Genomic DNA, 23,273 nt, shown 5'->3' on the forward strand with positions numbered 1-23,273 from the left:
CTGAAATATCACGATATTTATCTTATACGCGGCGCTCGGGAGGCGCTGTATGGAGGCTCAGGGAGGAGCATCAATGAAAAAGACGATAAAATCACTGATGGCAGCGACAATGGTGGCCGCACTGGTTCCTTTGGGAGCAACGGCTTTTGCGAAAGACAAGATCACCTTTGCTGCAGCCGTCTTCGCTGAAGCAGGACGCGGCGACCGCGTAAAAGCATGGATTCAGAAATTCAACGAGAGTCAGGATAAGGTCGAAGTCGAGCCGATCGCAATTCCATTCTCTAGCCTCGCCAACACTGTTTTTACACAGATGGGCGGCGGTGGCGGGCCGGACCTCGTCCGGTTCGACCAGACTGACTTTTTTGCCGCAATCCCGTCCGGGCGTCTTTTGCCGCTCGATGATGTGATCAGCGAAAAGGATTATGAATTCCTTGGACCTGATCGCTTTATGAAGGTGAAGGACGTTCGTTATGGCCTGTTGTTCGACACCACTGGTTACGCCCTCCTTTACAACAAGGACATTCTTCCAGAGCCGCCAAAGGATTTCGAAAGCTTCTTGGCCGCGGCCAAGGAAAAAACGAAGGGCGGCACATTTGGTTATGCGTACCGCGCGACGATGGCGGAACGCGCCGGCTTTTGGCAGGACCTGTGCAATTATGTCTTCGGCTTTGGCGGACGCTGGAGCGACAAGGACGGCAAACTGACGCTGAACAGCCCAGAAGTCATCAAGGGTGTTACCGCCTATAAGCAGGTTTACGATGCCAGCGTGACACCGAAAGGTGCGGACGCCGCCACCTATCGACGCATGTTCTGGGAAGGCAAGATCGCCATGAATGTCGACAATGGCGGCGTGGCGGCCATCTTCCATCAAAATGCGCCACAACTGGCCTTTGCGGCAGCCCCCTCGCCATTCCCAGACAAGGCTCAGGGTTTGATCATGACTGCGCTCGTCGTTAACGCCAATACCAAACACAAGGACGCAGCAGGTACTTTCATCAAATGGGCCTACTCTCCTGAAAACCAGAAGGGCCTTCAGGCCGCCATGGGAACCGGCGTAGGCACCAAACTTGACATGTCCGCAGAGGAGCAGGCGAAGCAGCCTTGGCTGAAAGTTTACGAAGGGCAGATGCAAAATGCGCTTCCGCAACTTGTCATGGGACATGAGGGCAAGACGCCAGAAATCCAGCAGATTGTGCTGGAGCAGGTGCTGAAGGTGCTTCTCGAAAATGCCGATCCGAAAGATGCGATGGATCGTGCGCAATCCCTGGTAGAGCGACGCGTCCTTCGGTGATCAACTGCGGAGGTTTGATGCAAGCCTCCGCAAACCATCCATTTTCCGATCGAGGTTCATTATGAAACGCGCCCAACTCGTTCGAGTTCGACTCGACGGCCACCCGTGGACGCCATATCTATTTGCCGCCCCTGTCGGCATCTATCTGCTGCTTTTCCAGTTCTACCCGCTGGTTCAACAGTTCTACATGAGCTTTACCGCAACCGACCTGTTGACGCCGGACGTCAATCCTTTTGTCGGCGTTGAAAACTATGCCTTTCTGATCGAAGACGGTGAATTGTGGAAAGTTCTGTCGGTTACGGCAATTTACACGATAGCCTGCGTGATCTTCGCTATTGGCATAGGATTGGGGTCGGCACTTCTGCTCGATTCCCCTTTCTTCGGACGGGGTATCGCACGCGCGCTTATAACCATTCCGTGGGCAGCGCCATCGGTGGCCGTGGCTCTGGTCTTCACTTGGATATTCAATTCACAATACGGCATTTTCAACCGGGTGTTGACCGGCATGGGTTTGCCCTTGGGCGGCGAGAATTGGCTGGATAATCCCAGCCTTGCTCTGCCCGCCATCCTGTTGACAACGGTGTGGCAAATTTTTCCATTTTCGTCGGTCGTCATTCTCGCGGCGCTCCAGGGCGTTCCGCAAGAACTAAAAGAAGCGGCGGTCATCGATGGCGCAGACCGCCTGAACATCTTCAAGACCGCGACATGGCCCACCATTCAGCCCACTGTGCTGATGTTGACGCTTTTCGTCACCATCTGGTCTCTCCGCCGTTTCGACCTGATCTGGTTGATGACGCAGGGCGGACCGATAGGCGCCACCAATACGCTGGTCATAGAGCTGTACCGTCAGGGCTTTGTCTACCGTGATCTCGGCACCGCGGCCTCCATCGGCATGATCGGACTGTCCATCGCACTCCTCGTGACCGTCATCTATTTCAAAGTCACGCAGATGACCGAGCAGGCGCAGGGGAAACGTTGATGACCAGCCGACAAAACGGACAGCAGCTTCGTATCCTTCTGGTTCTACTGATGCTGGGATTTGCCGCGTTCCCGATCTACTGGATGGTCGTCACATCGATGACGCCCTCTTCCGAATTGTTTGCGACGTCGCCGCGCATCTTGCCGGACTGGTCGCAGCTCGGGATTTACATCGACGTGTTCAATACCATACCAGTCGCCGTCTGGCTGAAGAACAGTTTTCTGGTTGCTGCGGGGACGACGGTTTTGAGCATCCTGCTCGCAGTCTTGCCAGCCTATGCCTTGTCCCGCTTCAGGTTCGCGGGTCTTGCCCTCTTGGGTTTTGCTTTGTTCGCAACACAAATGCTGCCGGAAGCAATGCTGGTGGTACCGCTCTACTCCATCTTTGGAGACCTCAACCTACTGAACACGATTTCCGGCTTGATACTCGCCAACACGGCTTTCGTCGTGCCGGTCATCACGTGGATCATCAAGGGTGCCATAGACGGCATCCCTATTGAAATCGAGGAAGCTGCACGCGTCGACGGATGCTCGCGCCTGGACATCGTCTTGGGGATCGTCATTCCGCTGATTGCGCCTACTCTTGCCGCCGCCGCTGTCATTTCATTCTTCCACGGCTGGAACGAATACGTCTTCGCCCAGACACTTGTCAGCAGTGAAAACATGCGCACCGCCTCAGTCGGCCTTGCAAGTTTCGTCGGGGAACTCTCCACCCCTATCCATTCCGTCATGGCGGTAGGCGTCATCTACACCCTGCCCGCTATTGTCTTTTATCTCTTTGCCCAACGCTATGTGGTCGCCGGAATGACCGCTGGCAGCGTCAAAGGCTGATAGGAACCTGTCATGTCCGCTATCGAGCTCACCAACATTTCCAAGAAATTCGGCGCCAAGGAAGTCATTCGCGATATCAATGTCTCGATCGACGAGGGTGATTTTCTCGTGCTGCTCGGTCCGTCCGGGTGTGGAAAATCGACGCTGCTGCGTATGCTGGCAGGACTGGAAAGCATTTCAGGCGGCGAAATCATGATCGGCGGAAAACGCGTCGATCAGCTGCCGCCCGGCGACAGAGACATCGCCTTCGTATTTCAGTCCTACGCGCTCTATCCGCATCTGTCCGTTCGCAGAAACATGTCGTTCCCGCTTCTGATGCAACAGTTTCGTTTGTGGCATCATCTGCCCATCATCGGCGGTATGGCGAAACGCCGGATCGAAAGCTCGCCGGGCATTGTCGAGAAAGTCGCCAGGATTTCAAAAATCCTCGGATTGACAGAGATGCTCGACCGCTTTCCGCGCACGCTGTCTGGCGGTCAGCGACAGCGCGTTGCACTGGGTCGTGCCATGGTGCGTGAGCCCGAAGTCTTCCTGATGGATGAACCGCTGTCCAACCTCGACGCAAAGCTGCGCACGTCCATGCGTTCCGAGATTTCACGGCTTCACAAGGAGATCGGCGGCACCTTCGTCTATGTGACGCATGATCAGGTCGAAGCAATGACCATGGGGACGAAGATCGCCCTTATGCGCGATGGTATCATCCAGCAATTTGGCACAGCACGGGAAATCTATACCAACCCTGCAAATACCTATGTCGCACGCTTTATCGGCACACCGCCTATGAATCTGATCGTGGCGAAAAGACAAGGCAATGAGCTCGCTGTTGGTTCAACCACCGTTCCCATCAGTTTGGCCTCGACCAATGGAGAGACCGACATCCTGCTAGGTGTTCGACCCAATGCCATCTCGCTGACAGCAAATTCTGCAGCGGACTCGTTAAAAGGCGAAGTGATCATGGTCGAACATGTCGGTGCCGATTCCATCATTGCCGTGAGACTGCACGATGGACGGACAGCGCACACCGACGACGGCGACCTCGACGCGGTGATGGTTACGGTTTCCGGCTACAGCGAGTTGTCCATAGGGCAGATGGTGTCGCTGACGATCGACCCCGGACAGGTCATCCTGTTCTCGGCGACGACGGGACAGCGAATTTCGAAATGAGGTCGGTGCTGCGGTCGATGGCAGTGTCGGATTTTAGATGCGTGTGATGCAGGGAGGAAAGCATATGTCGCCAAGGATCGTGTTCCATGGTGAAAATGCCGCGTGTTTCAGCGGCGATTTCGCAAATCTGGTGAAGGGCGGAGCGGACGTCACCATCCTGCCCGACGTGCTGGCCACAGAGGATGAGCGTCAGGCTTATACAAACGCCGACATCATTATCGGCGCAAAATACGATGCGTCATTGCCGACGCCGGAACGATTGAGCCTGTTTCACGTTCCAGGCGCCGGATACGACTCCGTCAATCTCGATGCGATGCCGAAAGCTGCGGTTGTCTGCAACTGCTTCGGTCACGATCCCGCCATTGCTGAATACGTGTTCAGCGCCATACTCAATCGCCATGTTCCGCTGGAAGATGCCGACGCCAGATTGCGCCGCGGTGAGTGGGCATACTGGTCTGGCTCCAGCGACCGGTTGCATGGAGAGATTTCCGGCAAGACCATCGGACTGCTCGGTTTTGGCCACATCGGCAAAGCCATAGCAAAGCGCGCCAAGGCATTTGGAATGCAGGTGAGCGTCGCCAATCGCAGCCGGGTCGAACCGTCGGATCTTGTCGACCAGTCCTTTACGCTCGAACAGTTGGACGCATTCTGGCCAACAGCGGATTTCATTGTCGTGTCGGTCCCATTGACGGATTCGACGCGCAGCATCGTGGACGCAGCCGCATTCTCCGCCATGAAGCCGGACGCCCTCATCATCAACGTCGGGCGTGGCCCGACCATTGACGAACAGGGGCTGTACGACGCGTTGAAACAGCGCACAATCGGCGGGGCGATCATCGACACCTGGTACGCCTATCCATCACCGGACGTCCGCTCGAAACTGCCATCGGCTTTGCCGTTTCACGAACTCGATAACATCGTCATGACGCCGCACATGTCTGGCTGGACCAGCGGCACCATTCAGCGGCGTCAGCAGACGATCGCAGACAACGTCAATCGCCGTCTGGAAGGCCGCGATTGCATCAACGTCGTACGGGAGGCGGCGAAGTAAGTCGAGAAAACGGGTCAGCGGAGGCAGGCCCAAAACGAAAGCTTAATCAAACAAGGGAGAGAGTGATGAGCTTCTTGAAATCTTTTAAAATTGCGGCAGCGGCGATTGCCGTTTGTGCCGGTATGCTCACCGGTGTTTCTGCAAATGCGCAGAGCGTCGATGAAATCGCCAAGCGGGGTTCGGTCAAGATCGGCGTTCTCGTTGGCGCACCACCCTTCGGCTCCGTCGATGCCCAGGGTAATCCGATCGGATACGATGCCGACGTCGCAACGCTTATCGGCAAATATCTCGGTGTGCCGGTGACCATGGTTCAGTTGACACCACCGGCCCGCATTCCGGCGCTGGAATCCGGCAAGGTGGATTTTCTCGTCGCAACGCTCGCACCGACACCGGAACGTGCCAAGGCTGTCATGTTCACCAATCCCTACAGCGCGTTTCAGGTTGGCATCTACTCGCACAAGGATACCAAGATCGAAAAGTGGGAGGACCTCAAGGGGATGACGGTCGGCGTCAACCGTGGATCGAGTGTCGAGCGTGAGTTCGTCAACCGCGAAAAGGAACTCGGCCTGACGATCCTGCGCTTCGACGACGATGCGACCACCATGCAGGCGTTGTTCTCTCAGCAGGTGCAAGCCATTGCCGGGCCGGATGCGCAGGCCAACACTGCCATTCGCCTGCGGGGCGACACCACGACCGAGGTGAAGTTCTTCTTTGGCATGCAGCCCAACTCCATGACGGTCCGCAAGGATGCCTACGATCTTCATCAGTGGCTCAACAACACCATCTACTACATCAAGCAAAACGGAGAGTTGGATGCCATCGCCCGCAAATGGGTCGGCACACCTCTGCCTACGCTTCCGACTTTTTAAGCCGGACCCAAGAATCCCGGGCGCGCCGCTATCATGCGGCGCGCTGGAAATGGATACTCGGGAGGACATAATCCATGAATTTCACACTCCATTTCGAGTCGGTACTGGCTGAATCCGACTTGATCCTTCGCGGCATAATGCTGACCATCTGGCTTTCCGCAACAGCCATCATCCTCGGTACGTTGCTGGCGATCATTCTGGTGGCCCTGCGTAATCTCGGTAACGCCGCGGTTCGTTTCGGCGTCGATTCCTATGTCGAGCTTTTGCGGAACACGCCGTTCCTGGTCCAACTCTTCATGATCTTCTTCGGACTGCCGCTGATGGGCTTTCGCATGTCCGGCACGCAAGCGGCACTTTTTGCCATGACACTCAATCTTTCCGCCTATGCAACGGAAATCATTCGCGCTGGCGTGGATTCGATCCATCGCTCCCAGATCGAGGCCGGTCTTTCACTGGCACTCAGCCGTATACAGGTCTTCCGTTACGTGGTGCTGAAGCCAGCCTTCGCAAAAATCTGGCCAGCTTTGTCCAGCCAATTCGTGCTGATGCTTCTGGCGTCCAGTATCTGCTCGTTCATTTCCGTCCCGGAGCTTTCCGGCGCAGCCTCGATAATCGAACAGCGCACGTTCCGCAGCTTCGAAACCTACATCGTCGTGACCGCCATCTACCTCGTTCTTGCACTGGCGCTGAAAATCATTCTGGCATGGCTTGGCCACTGGTTGTTCCGACGCCGCGTCAAGATCGCGCCGCTCGTTACCATCAAGGAGGGGATTGCCTGATGTCCACATTCGGTTGGCCTGAATTCCTCTTTCTCCTTCGTGCTGCCGGTTGGTCGATTATCCTGACGGCAATCGCTTTTGCGATCGGCTCCCTGTCCGGTGGTCTCTTCGCCATCATGAGGCTGGCACAGAACAAGTTGCTGCGCAGTCTGGCAGCGGGATACATCACCATCATCCAGTCCATTCCGGTGCTGATGATCCTGTTCATGTCCTATTATGGACTGACACTCTTCGGGTTTGAGATCCCGCCTTTGTTGGCCGCATCGGTTTCCCTTTCGGTTTATGTCTCTGCCTATCTTGCGGAAATCTGGCGCGGCTCCATACAGGCGGTTCCCCAACAGCAGTGGGAAGCTTCGGCATCGCTGGCGCTCACCCGTTTCCAGCAGTACCGCTATATCATCCTGCCCCAGGCGCTTCGCATTTCGTTGCCGCCAACCGTGGGTTTTCTCGTCCAGCTCGTCAAAAACACTTCGATCGTGTCGGTCGTGGGCTTTGTCGAGCTTTCACGCGCTGGACAACTCGTCAACAACGCCACGTTCAAGCCTTTTCAGGTCTTTCTTGTCGTTGCCATCCTTTATTTCGCGATCTGCTTCCCGCTGTCTCGCCTTAGTCGCCACCTCGAAAGGACACTCCATGTCGGTCGTAGTCATTGATCAGATTCACAAGCGCTATGGCGCACTGGAAGTCTTGAAAGGCGTGTCGCTCACCGTGGAAGCGGGACAGGTCGTTGCCGTCATCGGAAGAAGTGGGTCCGGCAAAAGCACCATGCTTCGCTGCATCAATGGTCTCGAGCAGTTTCAGGCCGGCAGCATCACCGTTGCGGGACATAAGGTGGAGCAGGATCAGGGGAAGCTGAGGGAACTGCGCAAGGATGTCGGTATCGTCTTCCAAAGCTACAATCTGTTTCCGCACCTGACCGTAGGGCAAAACATCATGCTGTCGCCAAGGATAACGCAGGGCGTGGCTCAGGATGAGGCGGAAAAGCTCGCCCGCAAGGTCTTGGAACAGGTAGGGCTCGCAGAAAAATTCGATGTCTACCCCGACATGCTCTCGGGTGGCCAGCAGCAGCGCGTAGCCATCGCCAGATCACTGGCGATGCGCCCAAAGGTGATGCTTTTCGATGAAGTGACATCAGCGCTTGATCCAGAATTGACGGGAGAAGTGCTGCTGGTCATGGAGAAACTCGCACGCGAGGGCATGACGATGCTGTTGGTCACACATGAAATGAATTTCGCACGCAGTGTGGCCGATGTGACGGTCTTCATGCATCAGGGCAAGATTTGGGAGATGGGGCCTTCTAAGGAACTGTTCGAACAGGCAAAAACGCCCGAACTTCAGGCCTTCATTTCGGGCGGAGTAAAGTAATCGTCCCAATGCAATCAACGGTCGGCCTGACGTATCGCTCAGCCCGGCCGTTGGTGTGGCACACGCGAACGCTGGTCCGGGCACCTTTTAGCAAACGCCCGATCTGTGTCCGACCAAAGGAAAACGGGCAAACGCAAATGACCGGCTTCACGCGATGGTGTTGACCTGTGAATGACCTTCCTTCCCGATAAATCGTTGGGTCCTCAAAGTTTCTTAATGTGAAACCTGAAGATTGGGACCCAATGCCTGACGCCTCAATGCCACAGCAAGATCGACTGCAGGAAACCGTGTTTGCGGCCTGTCGCGATAAAGCCGATCTACCGTTGTCAAAAATGATCGTCCTGGGCGTGCTTGCAGGCGTTTATATCGGTTTGGGTGGCATATTCGCGACTGTCGCGCTTGCCGGTGCCGACGCCATACCATTTGGAATGGCTCAGGTGGTGGCGGGTCTGGTATTTTCTTTGGGCCTGGCACTGGTGCTGATCGCGGGCGCGGAGCTTTTTACTGGTAATACGCTTATGATTGGCCCGGTGGTTGCGAGACAAATACCGGCGTTCAAGGCAATACGTGCATTGAGCATCGTTTACATCGCTAATTTTCTCGGCGCTGTTCTTCTGGCGTCCATTGCTGCTCTCTCTGGCCTGAACGAGGCCGGCGATGGCGCAATTGGTCGCGCCGCGATGGAGCTTGCAGAAACCAAAACGGCGAAGGGTTTCATCGCGACGGCAGCAAGCGGTGTTCTTGCCAATCTGCTCGTCTGTCTCGCAGTCTGGCTCGCCTATGCAGGACAGACCGTCACCCAGAAAATCCTTGGCTTGCTGTTACCAGTTGCTGCATTCGTCGCCGCCGGGTTCGAGCACTCCATAGCGAACATGTATCTCCTCTCATATGCGTTTATGACGCAATTTTTCACCCAGGAGGCAAGCAAGGTGATCTCGCTCTGCGATATCGCGGCAAACCTCGTTCCGTCGACAATCGGAAACGTGATTGGAGGCGCTCTGCTCGCCATCGCCTACTACACTGCCTACGACAAGCATCAGGTTCAATCGTCCGCTTAACGTTTCTACATACAATTATTATAGCTAAAACAACGAAAGCTTAATGCCCTTTGTCCACACTGCGTGAGAGTAATCACGGAGATATTTATGACTTCGGCAAAATGTCACGGCTGCCATGAGAGCGAGATTGGCGACTTGCCATTCTCCATGGCGTTTCAACCTATTCTGAATATCGAAACAGGCTCTATCTTCGGACACGAGGCTTTGGTACGCGGTCCAAATGGTGAGGGCGCTGGAACCGTCCTGTCGAAGGTTGACGAAAGCAATCGATATGCGTTCGATCAGCAATGTCGTGTAAAGGCGATTGAACTGGCATCGAAGCTATATGACCCGTCAAGCTCCACAAAACTTTCCATAAACTTCATGCCCAATGCGGTTTACGAGCCGCGGGCATGTATTCGGGTGACCTTAGCGGCGGCTATGAAAACGGGCTTCCCATTGAACAGGATCATTTTCGAGTTCACCGAAAACGAGAAACTGGATACCGCCCACTTACTGAATATCTTACGCATTTATCGGGAAATGGGCTTTCAGACAGCAATCGATGATTTTGGCGCAGGTTACTCCGGGCTCGGACTTCTCGCTCATTTTCAGCCTGACATCGTGAAGTTGGACATGCAGTTAATCCGCGACATCGACAAGGATTTGACACGCCGTAAGATCGTGAAAAGCACTCTTGGTATGTTGGCAGACCTCGACATAGTTCCGTTGTGTGAAGGAGTAGAGACCGCCGGCGAGCTTGCCGCCTTGAGAGACCTCGGAGTCACTCTGGTGCAAGGTTATATTTTCTCCAAACCGCTGTTTGAAGCGCTGGCATCGTCACCCACCGAAGAGATTTTAAAGGACGCTGTAGCTTAGCAGTCCCTTTCGGCTCATCGTTGCGATTTCACCCTTGTGGCTAGCGCAAGGGTGGAGAGCCTTTGAGACCCTCATACCCGACCGTTGTCATGATCATCTTCAGCGCATGAGGAAGCGCTGAACACAATCATTGAAAAGGTCTGGTGATGTAACGTTGACCGCGTGCCCGCCGTGATCAATGAGACATAGCTCAGCACTGGAAAGGTTATCACTCAGGTGTATTGATCTCTCGTAGGGAACCAGCAGGTCATCCTTGGTTGCGATCACCAGGCACCGGCTGGTAATCGCCGACAACCGATCCTCGACGTTGAATTCCCGCAACGCAGAAATACGGCGCAGAATGTTTTGGGTGCCTTGAAAGCTCTCGATTGCGTGTGCTTCCTCCGCGTCCATACGTTCAGCATTCTGCGCCATGTAGATGGCGGGATAGAGAAAAAGGGGCTGCGCCTTGATAAAGGCTGCCACACCGGACTTCTGAAGAAGCTCGATGCGGACGTCGAAACACCGTCCGGAATGAGGATCAGCCTTCGCCCAGGCATTGACCAGGATGAGGCGGTCAATGAGGCCGGGGAATCGATGCGCGATGTCCAGGCCGACCAGTCCACCCAAAGCGTGGCCCATAAAACTGAACGAGGTCAGCGACAATGTCTCTGCTATCTCCAGAACGTCACCGGCCATCTCGGTAATCGAGTAGTTTTCACCGATGTCGCCGGGTGAGCGATTGGTGCCGAAGTGGTCGTAAACGACCACTCGGAACCTTTCCTCCAAAAAGCCCAGCTGAGGGCCCCAATAGGCAGCACTACCCCCAAGACCAGAAGACAGAATTATCGTCGGGGCATCCGGCTCTCGCAGTCCACGAACATCGAAGTGGACCATTCGGACTACTTCCTGATATGGGCGACTGAAGCAATCTCTATCAGGGCATCCGGCTTCACGAGGCCACACTGAATGCAATATCTTGCAGGCTTTTCACCTGGGAAATACTCTGCATAAACGCTGTTTACGGCCTGATAATTCGCCCAGTCCGTGATGAAGATATGGTTCATCGTCACGTCATCCATCGAGCCGCCCGCGGCTTCTATAACGGATTTGATGGTTTCAAGGACATGACGGGTCTGTGCACCAGCGTCCCCGATATGCACGACGTCGTTGTTTTGATCGAATGGCAGCGTCCCTGACACGTAAACGACACCGTCGGCAAGCGTGCCCGGGGAAAATGGAGCGATCGGTTTATGTGTCTTGTCCGGTATAATTGCGATTTTAGGCATTGTTCAATCCTCACTCTTAAATTGGCTAGGCTTCCGCTGGTGCAGCCTGAGAGATAACGGCGCAGAAGTCATTGGTCGAAGCCACCCAACCGAAAAATTTCTCTATGTTGTAAACGCTCGCCTGCTGGATGAATTCGGGCCCAAGATGATGAGTCGCGTCCTCGAGCATCACGCCGAAGTATTCGAGATGGAAGGCATCTCGCAACGAGCTTTCGACGCATACATTGGTCGCTATACCGACAAAGACGAGATTGCGAATACCGCGGGCGCGCAGCACGCTGTCCATATTGGTGTTGAAGAATCCTGAATAGCGGGTCTTCGGCACAAGGATGTCGCCCGGCTGCGGCTGCAACTCGTCTACGATCGCATAGTCCCAGGTGCCTTTGGCCAGCAACTGACCTTGTAATTCAGGATGTGCGCGCATGTGCTTGAGCGCGTTGGATTTATGCCAGTTCGGAGAGCCTGGGCCCCCAGCTTCGACATAATCCTTATCCCAGCCGTTCTGGAAATAGACGACGAGAACGCCTGCCGCACGGGCAGCGTCCAGCGTCTTCTTGATATTGCCGATGGTGGATTTTGCACCTGAAATGTCAAAGCCCGCGAGGTCGACATATCCACCTTCAGTCGAATACCCATTTTGCATATCGACGACAACGACTGCCGTCTCACTCGGCTTTAGCGAAAGCGGCTCGGGGCGCGCCGGAAGCGTCACGCTCTTTGTCAGGTCAGGACGCGGCTGATAACCCGCACTTACCGTCACCGTCATGCCGCCTCCTCCGCAAAAGGCTTGATATGCTGACGGCATTTCATCAACGGCTGAATTTTCGTGCCAAAATTTTCAACACCTTTGACGAAATCATCGAAGGTCAGAAGCACGCCGCCTGTGCCGGGCACCGTTGGAACTTCGTCAAGCAGTGCGGCGACAGTCTCGAACGAACCGACGAGCGTTCCCATGTTGATGTTAACGGCGGAAACGGGATCGGCCATCTGGCGAACGTTGGTGTCGGTACCAGATTTGGTGTCGGCAGCGCCCTGCGCGCCAAGCCAGGCAATTGCCTCTTGATCTGCGCCCTCCTTGTAACTTTCCCACTTCGCGCGGGCCAGATCGTCAGTCTCGTCGGCGATCACCATAAAAAGGACGAACGACGACACACTACGCGCTGTCTTTTCTGTTGCCGCAATTAAGCGCTCGGCTGCCGGCGCAAAGGCAGTCGGGGTGTTCACACCAACGCCAAAGCAGAAATTGTAGTCGGCATATTCGGCGGAAAACTGCATACCTGCATTGGACGAGCCGGCACAGATGATTTTCATATCAGCCTGGGGACGCGGCGAGAGCTTGCAATCATCCATCTGGAAAAACTCGCCCTTTAGATTGGACGTTCCCGTTTCCCACAGGTCGCGCAGAACCGTTGCATATTCTCCCAGATAGTCATAGCGCTTGGAAAAATATTCATCGCCCGGCCATAGGCCCATTTGAGAATATTCCGGTCGCTGCCAACCGGTAACGAGGTTGAGTCCGAAGCGGCCATTGGAGATGGAGTCGATCGTTGACGCCATGCGGGCGACGATTGCAGGCGGCATAACCAGTGTCGCGGCGGTGGCGAAAAGTTTGATTTTCGTCGTCACAGCAGCAAGCCCTGCCATCAACGTAAACGATTCCAGATTATGGTCCCAGAATTCGGTTTTTCCGCCAAAGCCGCGGAGCTTGATCATGGAAAGCACGAAATCGAGACCATATTTTTCAGCCTTGAGGGTGATCTCCTTGTTCAATTCAAACGTGGGTTTGTACTGGGGAGCGTTCTCTGAAATCAGCCATCCATTGTTACCGATCGGGATAAAGATTCCAATTTCCATTCTCATTTTCCGTCTCTTGGAGGTTTTTCCGGGCCTGTTTACTCAGACCATCTCGTTTGGATTCCGTCAGAGAGCTAACGGTAATGGGAACGTGACATCGCCAACTTTTGTTGTCAATATAATCTTTGTTGCTCAAAAAGCGATCAATTTCTGGCAATGCTTGCCGAGTTTTTAACCAATGTTATACGGTCGAACGTGGCGACTGAGTTTGGAACCATTGAATGGAAATGCTTACAGAGATGGAGAAGGCGGTTCTGGATCGCCTCGCAGACAACCCGTTTGCGGCCCAACAGGACGTTGCCGTTTCGTTGGGCATACCGCGCCCTACCCTTGCCATGCACATCACTCAGCTCACGCGAAAAGGATATCTGCTGGGCAGGGCTTATGTGCTTTCGAAGAAGGACAGGCTGGTGTGCATCGGCGGATCCACGATCGACACCGTGCTGCTCTCTGACCAACCGATTTCATTTAAAACATCGAACCCGGTAACCACTATCCATAACTTTGGAGGCGTTGCACGAAACGTCGCTGAGAACGCGGCGCGGCTGGGCGTGGACGTTTCGTTGATCTCCATTGTCGGAGATGACGAAAGCGGGCGGTCACTGATTGCTCACCTCAAAGGACTTGGCATCGACACCAGTGGCGTTTCAGTTCGGCCTGACCTGCGAACCGCCACTTACACATCTGTCGTCACAGGAAGCGAAGCTGTGGTCGCGTTTTCGGATATGGAAATCTTCGACAGGCTTCCGTCGGAGTTCCTTGATCGCTTTGTGCAACACTTTGTCTCGGCAACATGGGTCTTCGCCGATTGCAACCTTCCAGCATCCGTTCTGTCAGCCTTGCTCCAGCGGAAGAAAGGGGCCAGATTCCAGCTAGCGCTGGATGCAGTTTCGACGACAAAAGCCGTCCGCCTGCCTGAGACCCTTGAAAATGTCGATGCATTGTTTTTACGCGAGGAAGAGGCGCGATCATATATTCATGAGAATCTCGATCCACCCAAGCTGGCGCAAGAACTGGCACGCAGGGGTGCAAAGAATGTTGCAGTCATTTCTCGAGACTTCAGTGTGGCAGTCGCCACCCCGCAAGAACAGATAAACATACCGGCACCAAAGGCCAACATCATCGATCCCGGTGGAGCAAATGACGCGCTGGTAAGTACGGCGCTCGCCAAGCTGCTCATGGGTGCAGATTTCATTTCCGCGGTCAGGCATGGAACGATCGGTGCGGCAGTGACGAGCGAAGTTGTTGCACGCATACATCCCAGCCTATCGCCCCAACTCCTTGATGAGGCCGAGGAGCGCCTTAAAAGCGAGGCTCTGTCCTCAGGCCTGTTGTGAGACGCATTCTCGCCAGATGACTTAGAGATTCATCGGCTTTAACGACCATAGTGAACGTGGAATTGCTCGCTTTCTGAACGCTTACAAACTTTTTCCAAAATAGATGACTGGAAGCACGTTGTCCCAGTATGGGTCGACCCTCTGGAAGCCGAGGCCTTCATAAGCAGCAATGGCAGCGGTCATTTCAGGCATGGTATCCAGAACCAGCCGGCTGAAACCCATCTGCTTTGCATGCGCCAGCGCCGTCGTGACCAGAGCCTTTCCAAGTCCTAGGCCACGATAGCTCGGAGCAACGAAAAGCCGCTTCAACTCCGCATCACCCGGCTTGCCAAATTTGTGGATCGCCACGCAGCCTGCTGGCTTTCCATTCGCGCTGGTTGCCAGAAACAGGGCTCCGGTGGGCGGAGCGTAATCGCCGGGAAGCCCGGCAATTTCTGCATCGATGCTTTGCGAACTGAGATCGACCAGACTGGTCGCCACATACTCGCGCAGAAGAAATTGCACCTGTTGCACATGTGTTGTGCTGCAGGCTTCTAGAATGGCGAAAGACATGAAAATATCCTGCGGTTACTTTGCCGTTGCGACCAGATAGAAACACGGCGCATCCGTTTCGTTCTCGAATGACACGTCGGTCAGAACATTGATGCCGATGCTATCTCCAGCCGTCAGCCTATGGGCGTCGTCGCCGATGCGAATGGTGATTTGTCCGGTCTGGACGTAGATCAGGTGCCTGCGGGCGCCAAATGCGGCGGCAGGAAACTTGATTTTCTGATTTGGTGGAAACTCGATAGCGGTCAGATCAATAGGATGATCCGCTTTCGCAAAAATTTGGCGACGCTTGTAATGCGTTTCGGGATCCGTCCATTCAGGTTGCTGGGCGCTCCGTGTCACCGGATCGCCGGAATCTTCCGCTTTCAAGAGAAAACCGGCCAATGTAAATCCAAAGGCAGCGGCCAGTCGCGATAGCACGACTGCCGTCGGGCTTGCTTCGCCTCGTTCGATCTTACTGATCGTCCCCTTACTTACCCCGGATTGAACGGCAAGCTGAGATAGCGACCAGTTCCTGCTTTCTCTTTCTTTTCGTAATTGGCGCGCGATGTCTTCAGAATCGCTGCTTTGATTGCTCTGATCGATGGCTTCTTTAATCGGCATCCTCACACTCCGTCCTCCGTTCTTATTTATAGACGATAGTCAACTTTAATAGACGAGTCAACCGCACCCTCTGCTTGGGTCTGCGCTGACAGGCGACGAGCCCTTGATCAGGTCTCTGCCCACAAATCCGTAGAAAGATACTTCAAGCCGGAGTCGCAGATCATCAATGCGATTGTTTTCCCCCGCATCTCTTCTCTCAGAAGCTGCACTGCGGCAGCGACGTTCGCGCCGGATGAAAAGCCCCCGAATATCCCTTCTAATCGCGCCAAATCGCGCGCCGCGTCTCGTGCTTCGACACCCGTTACCTGAAGGTATCCATCGATCGGGACGCCATCAAGAAAAGTCAGATCCGGCATTCCGTATCCGCCGCCTTGAATGGGATGCTCTGCGTGCAAAAGTTCCTGTCCAGAGACCACCGCGGCCCCATTCGGCTCTACGACAAAACAGCGTATGCTTTGATTTCGTGTCTTTAAGGCTTTCGTGACTCCGGCATAGGTGCCCCCGGACCCCAGGAAGTCGACGAAGCCATCAATACTCCCGCTTGTCTGCTCCCAAAACTCTTCTCCTGTGGTTTCGAAATGGGACCGCCAATTGCCGCTGCGATGAAACTGATCGGCCCTGAACGCTCGGCGCTCTAGCGTTATTTGAGCGGCCACAGTGTTTACAAGTTCGAGATCGCCACCTGAAACCTGCCCAGGCGCGGAGCCCGGCAGTTGATCCACAAGCACCACCTCCGCTCCGAGTGCTCGCATCATGCGCGCTCGCTCTTCCGAGTTGCCCTTCGACATAACCGCAACAAAAGGGTAGCCCTTGATCGCGCATACGATGGCAAGTCCGGTACCCATATTCCCGGAGGTTAGCTCAACAACGGACTGTCCAGGCTTCAGATCGCCGCTTTGCTCTGCGTCTTCTATAATAAAGAGCGCCGCACGGTCTTTCTTCGAGAACCCGGGGTTCAGGTAATCCAGCTTTGCAACGATCGTACCGTCCAGCCCGTGATACTTTGTCAGACGATCAAGCTTTACCAGGGGCGTATCGCCAATCACATCTACCACAGAGTTCAGAAGCTTCTTCATTGCACAAACCTTTCACCATCAGCAGTTTCCGGCACGGTCACCCAACCGAATTGGAAAGATATTGAGGAAAAATTCTCAGGTATTGGCAAAAACCTGATTTGCCGCCATTTACCGCCTGAATATTTGCCCTGATTATAGAGGCGATGGTTCGAACGCGGAATGGCTGCCACGAGACCTCGGCGAAAGACGCCTGCAAGGGACCTTCGTCAACAAAACGAGATGTACGCTGATGGCGAAAATTGACCGTCGCAATAGTGCGGAATATTGGGTTTCACGGCGGCTTGATGGCGTGAGCCTCATGCATGCCGACTTCACCACGCACGACTTTCCTCCCCATCGACACAATGCGATGGTCATCGCCCTAACGGAACGCGGTGGCAGCGTCGTGGAAACTCGAGCCGGTTCGGAGATATTCACGAACGCTGAATTACTTGTTCTAGACCCCACCGAAATGCATGCAACCCGCATGGGGGCAAGCGGGCGTTGGAGATACCGAGCTTTCTATTTCGAAGAGTCGGCGCTGCAGGAGATCGCATGTCGACTCGGTCTTCAAACATTTCCCCATGTGGCGGGGCCATTGATCGCAGATCGCGAAGTCGTCGCCGCCTTTGAAGTTCTTCATCGAACAATGCATCGCAATCACGATTTTCTTCTCGAAGCCGAGTTACTCGTAGAAGCGTTCAGCCTTTTGGTTCATCGCCACTCAGACGTGGACCGGTCGCCAATTCAATCGCCGCTCGATGTTTCGCGACTGAGGCAATTAACTGACTTTATCCAGGACAACCTTGCAGAGCCGCTCTCCCTCACATTGCTTAGCCGGCGGCTGTGTCTAAGCGAGCATCAGTTGATCGGCTTGTTCAAACGCGTGACCGGAATGACGCCGCACGCTTTCGTCACGCAGCTTCGAGTGGACCGTGCTGCGCACCATCTTAAAACGGGGGCCAACCTCGCCGAGGTGTCACACCTTGTAGGCTTTTATGATCAAAGCGCTCTGACCAAGTATTTTAAAAGGTGCCACGGGATAACACCCTTGAAGTTCGCAATCGCTCAAAGGGCCGACGCTTCGAGCATAAACTCTCAGTCTGTCGCCAGATCGCGGCCAAGACATTGAAATCTCGAGATATCGTCGCCGACTAGCCCCGCTGGCAACGGCCTTCCTCACGGACACACATCGGCCTACCAGCGGCTTCTTATGCCCGGTCTATGCTGCCGTGGCATTCCTTGAGTAGGCTCTGGGTGGCTTTCCGACATAGCGAGTAAAGGCAACACTGAACGCACTCGCCGAACCGTAGCCGACACGTTGTGCAATTTCGGCTGTCGCAATGTCCTGGCGAAGGAGCTGCTTTGCAAGCGCCATGCGCCAACCGGTTGCGTACTCCATCGGAGCAACACCAACTTCACGACGGAAACGATCGAAGAAAGTTGATCGTGACATTGCGGCATCTTGCGCCAATGCTTCAACCGACATGCTGCGACCCGGATCCGCATGGATGCGGCGCAGTGTCGGCGCAAGCAGCGGATCAGCCATGCCGCGCAACAAACCTGGAGGTGCCGCGGTTCCCACCGTTGAGCGGAGAGCCTCGATCAAAAGCACCTCCAGCAACCGGCGAAGAACCATGTCGCGGGCTGTCCTGTCGGCTCTGGTCTCCTCGTTGATCATCCGTACGAGAAGCGTCAGGCGTTCTTCGCCACTGATGTGAATGACCTCCGGCAGAAGCGAGACGAGAAGAGCCCTGTCATCCGAAGCGAAAGCACAATGTCCGACCATTGCCACGATCTCGACCGGCCCGTCCGGATTTCCGAGGCGGAAGACCCCGGGGCTCGTCTCAAGATGCTGTGCGGCGGCCTCGCGTGGTGGCGGCTCCAGACTGGACATCGTGAACGAAAAGATTTCAGGAACCAGGACGAAGTCGCCAGCGGTCAAAAGGATTGGCTCACGACCGGTGATCGTCATGAGGCAGCACCCTTCGACAACCGCGCAATAAAAAGGGTTTCCAAGCTCGGTTCTCTCCACAAGCCACGAGCCTCCACCGCTGACCAACTTCGAGATTGATGGGCTTGGCTTGAGCAAAGAAACGACTTCGGCAACTGGATCTGCCATGAAATTCGGACTTCTGCTAGTGAAAAACAGACAAATGAATATAGCAAGTCTGGCTATACCTGTCTATCTCTTGCTCAGCATCATTCAGGAGACAAGCACATGCCAAAAATCCTCATCACCGGTTGCTCATCCGGTTTCGGACTTGCGATCGCTCAGACATTCCTAACTGCAGGATGGGACGTGGTCGCGACCATGCGCACACCGCGCAACGACCGTCTTCCTCCTCAGGACAGGCTCGAAATTCTTCCGCTGGATGTGACCAGTGCGGAGAGCATCGATAAAGCAGTGAAAGCTTCTGGACCAATCGACGCCTTGGTCAACAATGCCGGCGTCGGCATGCTCAATGTGCTGGAAGGTGCGGAGATGGCGAAAATCCGCGAGTTGTTCGAAACCAACGTCTTTGGCGCAATGGCGATGACCAAGGCAGTTCTTCCACAGATGCGCGCCCGTCGATCCGGCGTCATTGTCAATGTCAGTTCCAGTGTCACCATCAAGCCCCTGCCCGCGCTGTCCGTTTACAGTGCCAGCAAGGCAGCGTTGAACGCCTTCACCGAAAGTCTCGCTCTGGAGGCTGCCTTGTTCGGCATAAGGGCAAAACTTGTTCTCCCCGGTTCGGCACCGACAACGGGGTTTGGCAAAAACGCCGTTGCCCGCATGGGGATGGAAATCCCTGAGCCATATAGCACATTTGTCAGCGACTACATGACGGCACTGCGATCCGGCACTGAATTCACGACGCCGGAAGACGTAGCCGAGGCAGTCTGGCGTGCCGTTACGGAACAGGACGCTCCGATCAAGATCCCGGCTGGCGCTGATGCCCAGAGATCGTTTCGCGAAGCAGGCAACTCCACCGCGTAAGGCCCCTGCCTGAGAGAGACATCGGAAAAAGAGCGATCTCGCCCGGCGTACTGCCACACCGGGCGCATCTTTCACTATCGCCGCTCGCCCGATCGACTGTCGATGGTTGGCCGTTCCGGCGATCGTACCCCTGTCGCTAGGCGACCGGGTCGTGCGGCACATCGAAACGATCGAGTTTGCCGCCGAATATCCGATCTCGGTTTTCGGGATCGTCCAGCAAGGTGTAGGGGAAAATCGGCTGCGGCGCGCTTACCGCGTCCAGGCGGGCAATCTGCCCGGCAGAGAGTTCGACGTTCGCCGCGGCCAGATTGGTCTCCAGTTGCCCTACGGTGCGCGGCCCGATGATCGGCAGGGTTCCCTTGGCAGCGACCCAGGCAATTGCGACCTCGCCGGGGCTCACGCCGATATCCTCTGCGATTTCGATGACCGCGTCGAGAATGGCGCTGCGTTGATCTGAATTCTCGGCCTGAAACACCTTGCCACCGAAGCCCTCTGCCCGACCTTTTTCGCCTTGGCGATATTTGCCGGTCAGCATGCCGCCGCCAAGCGGCGACCATGCGACGGTGCCGAGACCCATCGCCTGTGCCATGGGCAGCAGTTCATATTCGGTCGTGCGTTCGACCAGACTATGCTCCACCTGCAGGCCTGCAATCGGGATCGTACCGCGAAGTTCGGCGATCGTGGCTGCGCGTGCCACGCGCCATGCGGGGAAGTCCGAGAGACCAGCATAAAGAACCTTGCCGGCGCGCGCGATATCCTCGAAGCCGCGCACAATCTCCTCGACCGGGGTCACGCCGTCGGCATAGTGTACCCAGTAGAGATCCAGTCGATCTGTCTTCAGCCGCTTCAGGCTGGCTTCGACCGACGCCACCATCGCCAGGCGACTGTTGCCAGTGGCCAGAATGCCTCCGTTAGGGCTGGCACTGCGGGAGAACTTGGTCGCAAGCACGAAGTCGTCGCGCCGCCCCGCAAGCAAATTTCCGAGTATCTCCTCGGATTCGCCGAACTGGTAGCTGTCTGCGGTGTCCAGAAAGTTCCCGCCCGCTTCAGCGTAGGTGTCAAGAATGCGGCGGGCCTCGTCAGGCTGGCTGCCATGACCCCAACGGGTCCCGAAGTTACCGGTGCCGAGCACCAATTCCGAGACGCGCAGACCGGTATGTTTGCCAAAAAGTTTGTAACGCATATCATATCTCCAAAGGCATGAGGATGAGTGTGGATGTGGCAGAAGCCAGAAGCTTGCCGTCACTGTCGGTCAGCTTGGCTTCCGAGAAGGCAGCACGCTTGCCAAGAGACAGGAGACGACCTTCGGCCCGGACGAGACCGGTGCGTGAAGTGACGGGCCGGTGATAGGCGACCTTCAATTCCAGGGTGGAGTAGACGACGCCCGGTCGCAAAGCGCTGTGGACGGCGCAGCCGCAGGCGGTATCCAGCACCGTGGCGACATAACCACCCTGGACGACTCCGGCAGGATTGAGGTGACGATCGCCCGGCCTTGCCTCGACCGCGACGATACCGTCTTCGACCGAGACGAGGGCGATATCGAGAGTTTCATGGATCGGCGGCTGTCGCCCCGAAGCAAGCAGCGTGCGAAGCTGTTCGATCCCGCTCAATCCGGGCGGCAGATCGGCAAGCATACTCATTTGCTGGCCGCCTTCTCGATCACGGATACGACGATGTCGGGGTGCGAAAGGAAGACGGTGTGGCTGGAACCAGGCACTTCGGTTACCTCGGCCTTGGCCCGCTTGTACATCCACCGCTGGAGATCGACGTTGATCGTCTTGTCTGCGCCCGGCACGACCGCATAGGTGGGCTTGGTCTTCCAGGGTGCCGCCTTGGCAGGCGTCTTGAAGGCCTTTTCAGAAAGCAGGACCTGTGAGGCCGCCATGAAGTCCGCGAGCGCCTTGGGAGAGTCTGCCGCGAAGTTCTCGTGATACTTGGCCGGGTCCATGTAGAAAAAGCCGTCGTCGGTGCGCTTCACATCGTTGTTGGGCGCCGGAAACTGCGGCATGGTTTCCAGCGTCTCGGTGCTCTCGCCGACATCCGGCATCAGGCCAGCGAGATAGACAAGCGCCTTGACCTTCGGGTCGGCGCCGGCGTCTGTGATAACCTGACCGCCCCAACTATGACCGACGAGAACGACCGCGCCATCCTGCTGATCGATTACGCGCAGCGTCGCCGCGACATCTTCCTCAAGAGTTGTCTCCGGTTCCTGGACGATAGCGACCTTGTAGCCCTTCCGGACAAGCCGTTCATAGACTGGCTGCCAGCCAGAGCCGTCGGCGAAGGCCCCATGAACGAGCACGATGTTGCGGATCGGCTCGGCACGGGCGGCAGAGATTGTTGCAGCAAAGCCGAGCGCAATAGCGCCTGATGCAAACAATGTAGAGAATGTAGACATCGGAAATGCTCCTTATTTAGTGATTACGTTGAAGGCTGCCGTGACGCCCGTTAGATCGCCTCAAGGAACTGGCGAATGTTGCGGGCGAACGGGGTATGATGCTGGAACAGGAAGCAGTGCCTCGCGCCCAGCCGACATTCGCCACCGTATGCCCTGGCTGACAGGGAGCGGATTGCTGGCATCTTATTCACCAAGATGTGCCGTCGCCAATCCGCGTATCAGCACACCTGCCGTGACACGCGCAATGGTGCGGGCGGGAGGTGATGTTTTCGAGCAGACCGAGGTGGTGGAGATGGACCATCAAAACGGGCTGTTCGCAATCCGGACCGCCAATCGACCGCAAATGAAAGCGCCTGTGCTTGTAAATGCGGCGGGAGGCTGGGCGGGATCGATCAGCCAGCATTTCGGCGAAACAACACCGCTGTTTTCCGCAGGCCCACCGCAATTCGTCACCGAGCCGATGCCCTATGTGCTGAGACCTTCAGTCTACGCCATCGAAGGCGATCTCATCCTACGGCAGATTCCGCGTGGCAATTTCATTTTCGCCGGATATCCGCGCACCCTTTCGAATGAAGATGGACAGCACACATTCGTCCCTCCGCAGAAGACGCTCAATGGAATGCGCGCGGTATCTCGGCACATGCCGGGATTGCGGAACGCGGACATCATCAGAGTGTGGTCCGGTGTCGAGGGATATCTGCCCGATATGCTGCCGGTCATAAGCGCCAGCGAAGCGACCCCCGGCCTCTATCACGCATTCGGCGGCAGCGGCGGCGGATTCAAGATTGCCCCAGCGGTTGGAGAATGCCTTGCGCTTCAGATATGCGGTGATACCGTTTCTATCGATCTTTCACCTTACTCGATTAGTCGCTTTCGATCACCAATCAGGAAAAGCCAAAAACTGGCAGCAGAGTTCGATGAAGCAAGTGAAGTATCTCTTGCCGGACACTTTGAAGCTGAACCGCCAGACCACCTTTGAAAATGA

General features: G+C 55.7%; 26 protein-coding genes. 15 read left to right on the forward strand and 11 right to left on the reverse strand.

Translation table 11 applies throughout. The features are described from left to right. The first annotated feature begins 73 nt into the window (after positions 1–73). From ASF29_RS21785 to ASF29_RS21835, 11 genes are all read left to right on the forward strand, one after another. Positions 74–1,291 carry a sugar ABC transporter substrate-binding protein gene (locus tag ASF29_RS21785; RefSeq protein ID WP_082453673.1) on the forward strand — a complete coding sequence of 406 codons (1,218 nt, stop codon included), beginning with the start codon at positions 74–76 and terminating at the stop codon, positions 1,289–1,291. 61 nt (positions 1,292–1,352) lie between these two features. Beyond that, on the forward strand, positions 1,353–2,270 hold the full coding sequence (locus ASF29_RS21790) for a sugar ABC transporter permease (RefSeq protein ID WP_062452773.1): 918 nt from the start codon (positions 1,353–1,355) through the stop codon (positions 2,268–2,270). Next, positions 2,270–3,100: a carbohydrate ABC transporter permease gene (locus tag ASF29_RS21795; RefSeq protein WP_062452774.1), complete on the forward strand. Its 831-nt coding sequence runs from the start codon at positions 2,270–2,272 to the stop codon at positions 3,098–3,100. The genes ASF29_RS21790 and ASF29_RS21795 overlap by 1 nt, the downstream gene beginning before the upstream one ends. A 12-nt stretch (positions 3,101–3,112) precedes the next feature. After that, complete coding sequence (locus ASF29_RS21800) at positions 3,113–4,264, forward strand: ABC transporter ATP-binding protein (protein WP_062452775.1); 1,152 nt, start codon at positions 3,113–3,115, stop codon at positions 4,262–4,264. A 64-nt stretch (positions 4,265–4,328) separates the two neighbouring features. Beyond that, the gene (locus ASF29_RS21805; protein WP_062452776.1) at positions 4,329–5,315 is read left to right on the forward strand and encodes a 2-hydroxyacid dehydrogenase; all 987 of its coding nucleotides are present in this window, start codon (positions 4,329–4,331) and stop codon (positions 5,313–5,315) included. A gap of 65 nt (positions 5,316–5,380) precedes the next feature. Next, on the forward strand, positions 5,381–6,184 hold the full coding sequence (locus tag ASF29_RS21810; RefSeq protein ID WP_062452777.1) for a transporter substrate-binding domain-containing protein: 804 nt from the start codon (positions 5,381–5,383) through the stop codon (positions 6,182–6,184). A 74-nt stretch (positions 6,185–6,258) separates the two neighbouring features. Beyond that, the gene (locus tag ASF29_RS21815; protein ID WP_062452778.1) at positions 6,259–6,963 is read left to right on the forward strand and encodes an amino acid ABC transporter permease; all 705 of its coding nucleotides are present in this window, start codon (positions 6,259–6,261) and stop codon (positions 6,961–6,963) included. Beyond that, positions 6,963–7,616: an amino acid ABC transporter permease gene (locus ASF29_RS21820; RefSeq protein WP_062452779.1), complete on the forward strand. Its 654-nt coding sequence runs from the start codon at positions 6,963–6,965 to the stop codon at positions 7,614–7,616. The genes ASF29_RS21815 and ASF29_RS21820 overlap by 1 nt, the downstream gene beginning before the upstream one ends. Next, positions 7,597–8,328, forward strand: a complete 732-nt coding sequence (locus tag ASF29_RS21825) for an amino acid ABC transporter ATP-binding protein (protein WP_062452780.1) — start codon at positions 7,597–7,599, stop codon at positions 8,326–8,328. Before ASF29_RS21820 ends, ASF29_RS21825 begins: the two co-directional genes overlap by 20 nt. Before the next feature lie 242 nt (positions 8,329–8,570). Continuing rightward, entirely contained in the window at positions 8,571–9,386 is an 816-nt protein-coding gene (locus ASF29_RS21830) for a formate/nitrite transporter family protein (RefSeq protein WP_082453675.1), read from the forward strand. Positions 9,387–9,473: 87 nt separating this feature from the next. Beyond that, entirely contained in the window at positions 9,474–10,244 is a 771-nt protein-coding gene (locus ASF29_RS21835) for an EAL domain-containing protein (protein WP_062452782.1), read from the forward strand. Positions 10,245–10,343: 99 nt separating this feature from the next. Here ASF29_RS21835 and rutD read toward each other — a convergent pair whose 3' ends face one another. Genes rutD through rutA form a run of 4 tightly spaced genes read right to left on the reverse strand, consistent with a single transcriptional unit; the run spans position 10,344 to position 13,366 of the window. Continuing rightward, positions 10,344–11,120 (reverse strand): pyrimidine utilization protein D, encoded by a 777-nt coding sequence (rutD, locus tag ASF29_RS21840; RefSeq protein ID WP_062452783.1) that lies wholly within the window; start codon positions 11,118–11,120, stop codon positions 10,344–10,346. A gap of 5 nt (positions 11,121–11,125) precedes the next feature. After that, complete coding sequence (rutC, locus tag ASF29_RS21845) at positions 11,126–11,512, reverse strand: pyrimidine utilization protein C (protein ID WP_062452784.1); 387 nt, start codon at positions 11,510–11,512, stop codon at positions 11,126–11,128. Positions 11,513–11,537: 25 nt separating this feature from the next. Continuing rightward, complete coding sequence (gene rutB / locus ASF29_RS21850; RefSeq protein ID WP_062452785.1) at positions 11,538–12,278, reverse strand: pyrimidine utilization protein B; 741 nt, start codon at positions 12,276–12,278, stop codon at positions 11,538–11,540. Continuing rightward, complete coding sequence (gene rutA, locus ASF29_RS21855) at positions 12,275–13,366, reverse strand: pyrimidine utilization protein A (protein WP_062452786.1); 1,092 nt, start codon at positions 13,364–13,366, stop codon at positions 12,275–12,277. The genes rutB and rutA overlap by 4 nt, the downstream gene beginning before the upstream one ends. Positions 13,367–13,587: 221 nt before the next feature. Here rutA and ASF29_RS21860 point away from each other — a divergent pair, with 221 nt between their 5' ends. Next, on the forward strand, positions 13,588–14,703 hold the full coding sequence (locus tag ASF29_RS21860) for a PfkB family carbohydrate kinase (protein ID WP_082453678.1): 1,116 nt from the start codon (positions 13,588–13,590) through the stop codon (positions 14,701–14,703). An 81-nt stretch (positions 14,704–14,784) separates the two neighbouring features. On the opposite strand, the gene ASF29_RS21865 is transcribed toward ASF29_RS21860, so the two are convergent. The 3 genes from ASF29_RS21865 to ASF29_RS21875 form a co-directional block, all read right to left on the reverse strand. Then, a complete protein-coding gene (locus tag ASF29_RS21865; protein ID WP_062452788.1) occupies positions 14,785–15,255 on the reverse strand; it encodes a GNAT family N-acetyltransferase in 471 nt (156 codons plus the stop codon). 15 nt (positions 15,256–15,270) lie between these two features. Continuing rightward, a complete protein-coding gene (locus tag ASF29_RS21870; RefSeq protein WP_062452789.1) occupies positions 15,271–15,855 on the reverse strand; it encodes a helix-turn-helix transcriptional regulator in 585 nt (194 codons plus the stop codon). 107 nt (positions 15,856–15,962) lie between these two features. Next, complete coding sequence (locus ASF29_RS21875; RefSeq protein WP_062452790.1) at positions 15,963–16,931, reverse strand: cysteine synthase family protein; 969 nt, start codon at positions 16,929–16,931, stop codon at positions 15,963–15,965. Positions 16,932–17,160: 229 nt separating this feature from the next. On the opposite strand from ASF29_RS21875, the gene ASF29_RS21880 reads away from it, so the two are divergent. After that, positions 17,161–18,042, forward strand: a complete 882-nt coding sequence (locus ASF29_RS21880) for an AraC family transcriptional regulator (protein WP_062452791.1) — start codon at positions 17,161–17,163, stop codon at positions 18,040–18,042. 90 nt (positions 18,043–18,132) lie between these two features. On the opposite strand, the gene ASF29_RS21885 is transcribed toward ASF29_RS21880, so the two are convergent. After that, entirely contained in the window at positions 18,133–19,032 is a 900-nt protein-coding gene (locus ASF29_RS21885) for an AraC family transcriptional regulator (RefSeq protein ID WP_062452792.1), read from the reverse strand. Between the two features lie 99 nt (positions 19,033–19,131). On the opposite strand from ASF29_RS21885, the gene ASF29_RS21890 reads away from it, so the two are divergent. After that, a complete protein-coding gene (locus ASF29_RS21890) occupies positions 19,132–19,890 on the forward strand; it encodes an SDR family oxidoreductase (protein WP_062452793.1) in 759 nt (252 codons plus the stop codon). A 136-nt stretch (positions 19,891–20,026) separates the two neighbouring features. Here ASF29_RS21890 and ASF29_RS21895 read toward each other — a convergent pair whose 3' ends face one another. The 3 genes from ASF29_RS21895 to ASF29_RS21905 are packed head-to-tail and all read right to left on the reverse strand — an operon-like array spanning position 20,027 to position 22,288. Then, positions 20,027–21,073: an aldo/keto reductase gene (locus tag ASF29_RS21895; RefSeq protein WP_062452794.1), complete on the reverse strand. Its 1,047-nt coding sequence runs from the start codon at positions 21,071–21,073 to the stop codon at positions 20,027–20,029. 1 nt (position 21,074) lies between these two features. Continuing rightward, positions 21,075–21,530, reverse strand: a complete 456-nt coding sequence (locus ASF29_RS21900) for a PaaI family thioesterase (protein WP_062452795.1) — start codon at positions 21,528–21,530, stop codon at positions 21,075–21,077. Then, entirely contained in the window at positions 21,527–22,288 is a 762-nt protein-coding gene (locus ASF29_RS21905) for an alpha/beta hydrolase (RefSeq protein ID WP_062452796.1), read from the reverse strand. The genes ASF29_RS21900 and ASF29_RS21905 overlap by 4 nt, the downstream gene beginning before the upstream one ends. Here ASF29_RS21905 and ASF29_RS21910 point away from each other — a divergent pair. Next, complete coding sequence (locus tag ASF29_RS21910; protein ID WP_082453700.1) at positions 22,194–23,267, forward strand: FAD-binding oxidoreductase; 1,074 nt, start codon at positions 22,194–22,196, stop codon at positions 23,265–23,267. The genes ASF29_RS21905 and ASF29_RS21910 overlap by 95 nt on opposite strands. Positions 23,268–23,273: the final 6 nt, after the last annotated feature.

Source organism: Rhizobium sp. Leaf262 (assembly GCF_001422245.1).
Lineage (GTDB): Bacteria > Pseudomonadota > Alphaproteobacteria > Rhizobiales > Rhizobiaceae > Agrobacterium.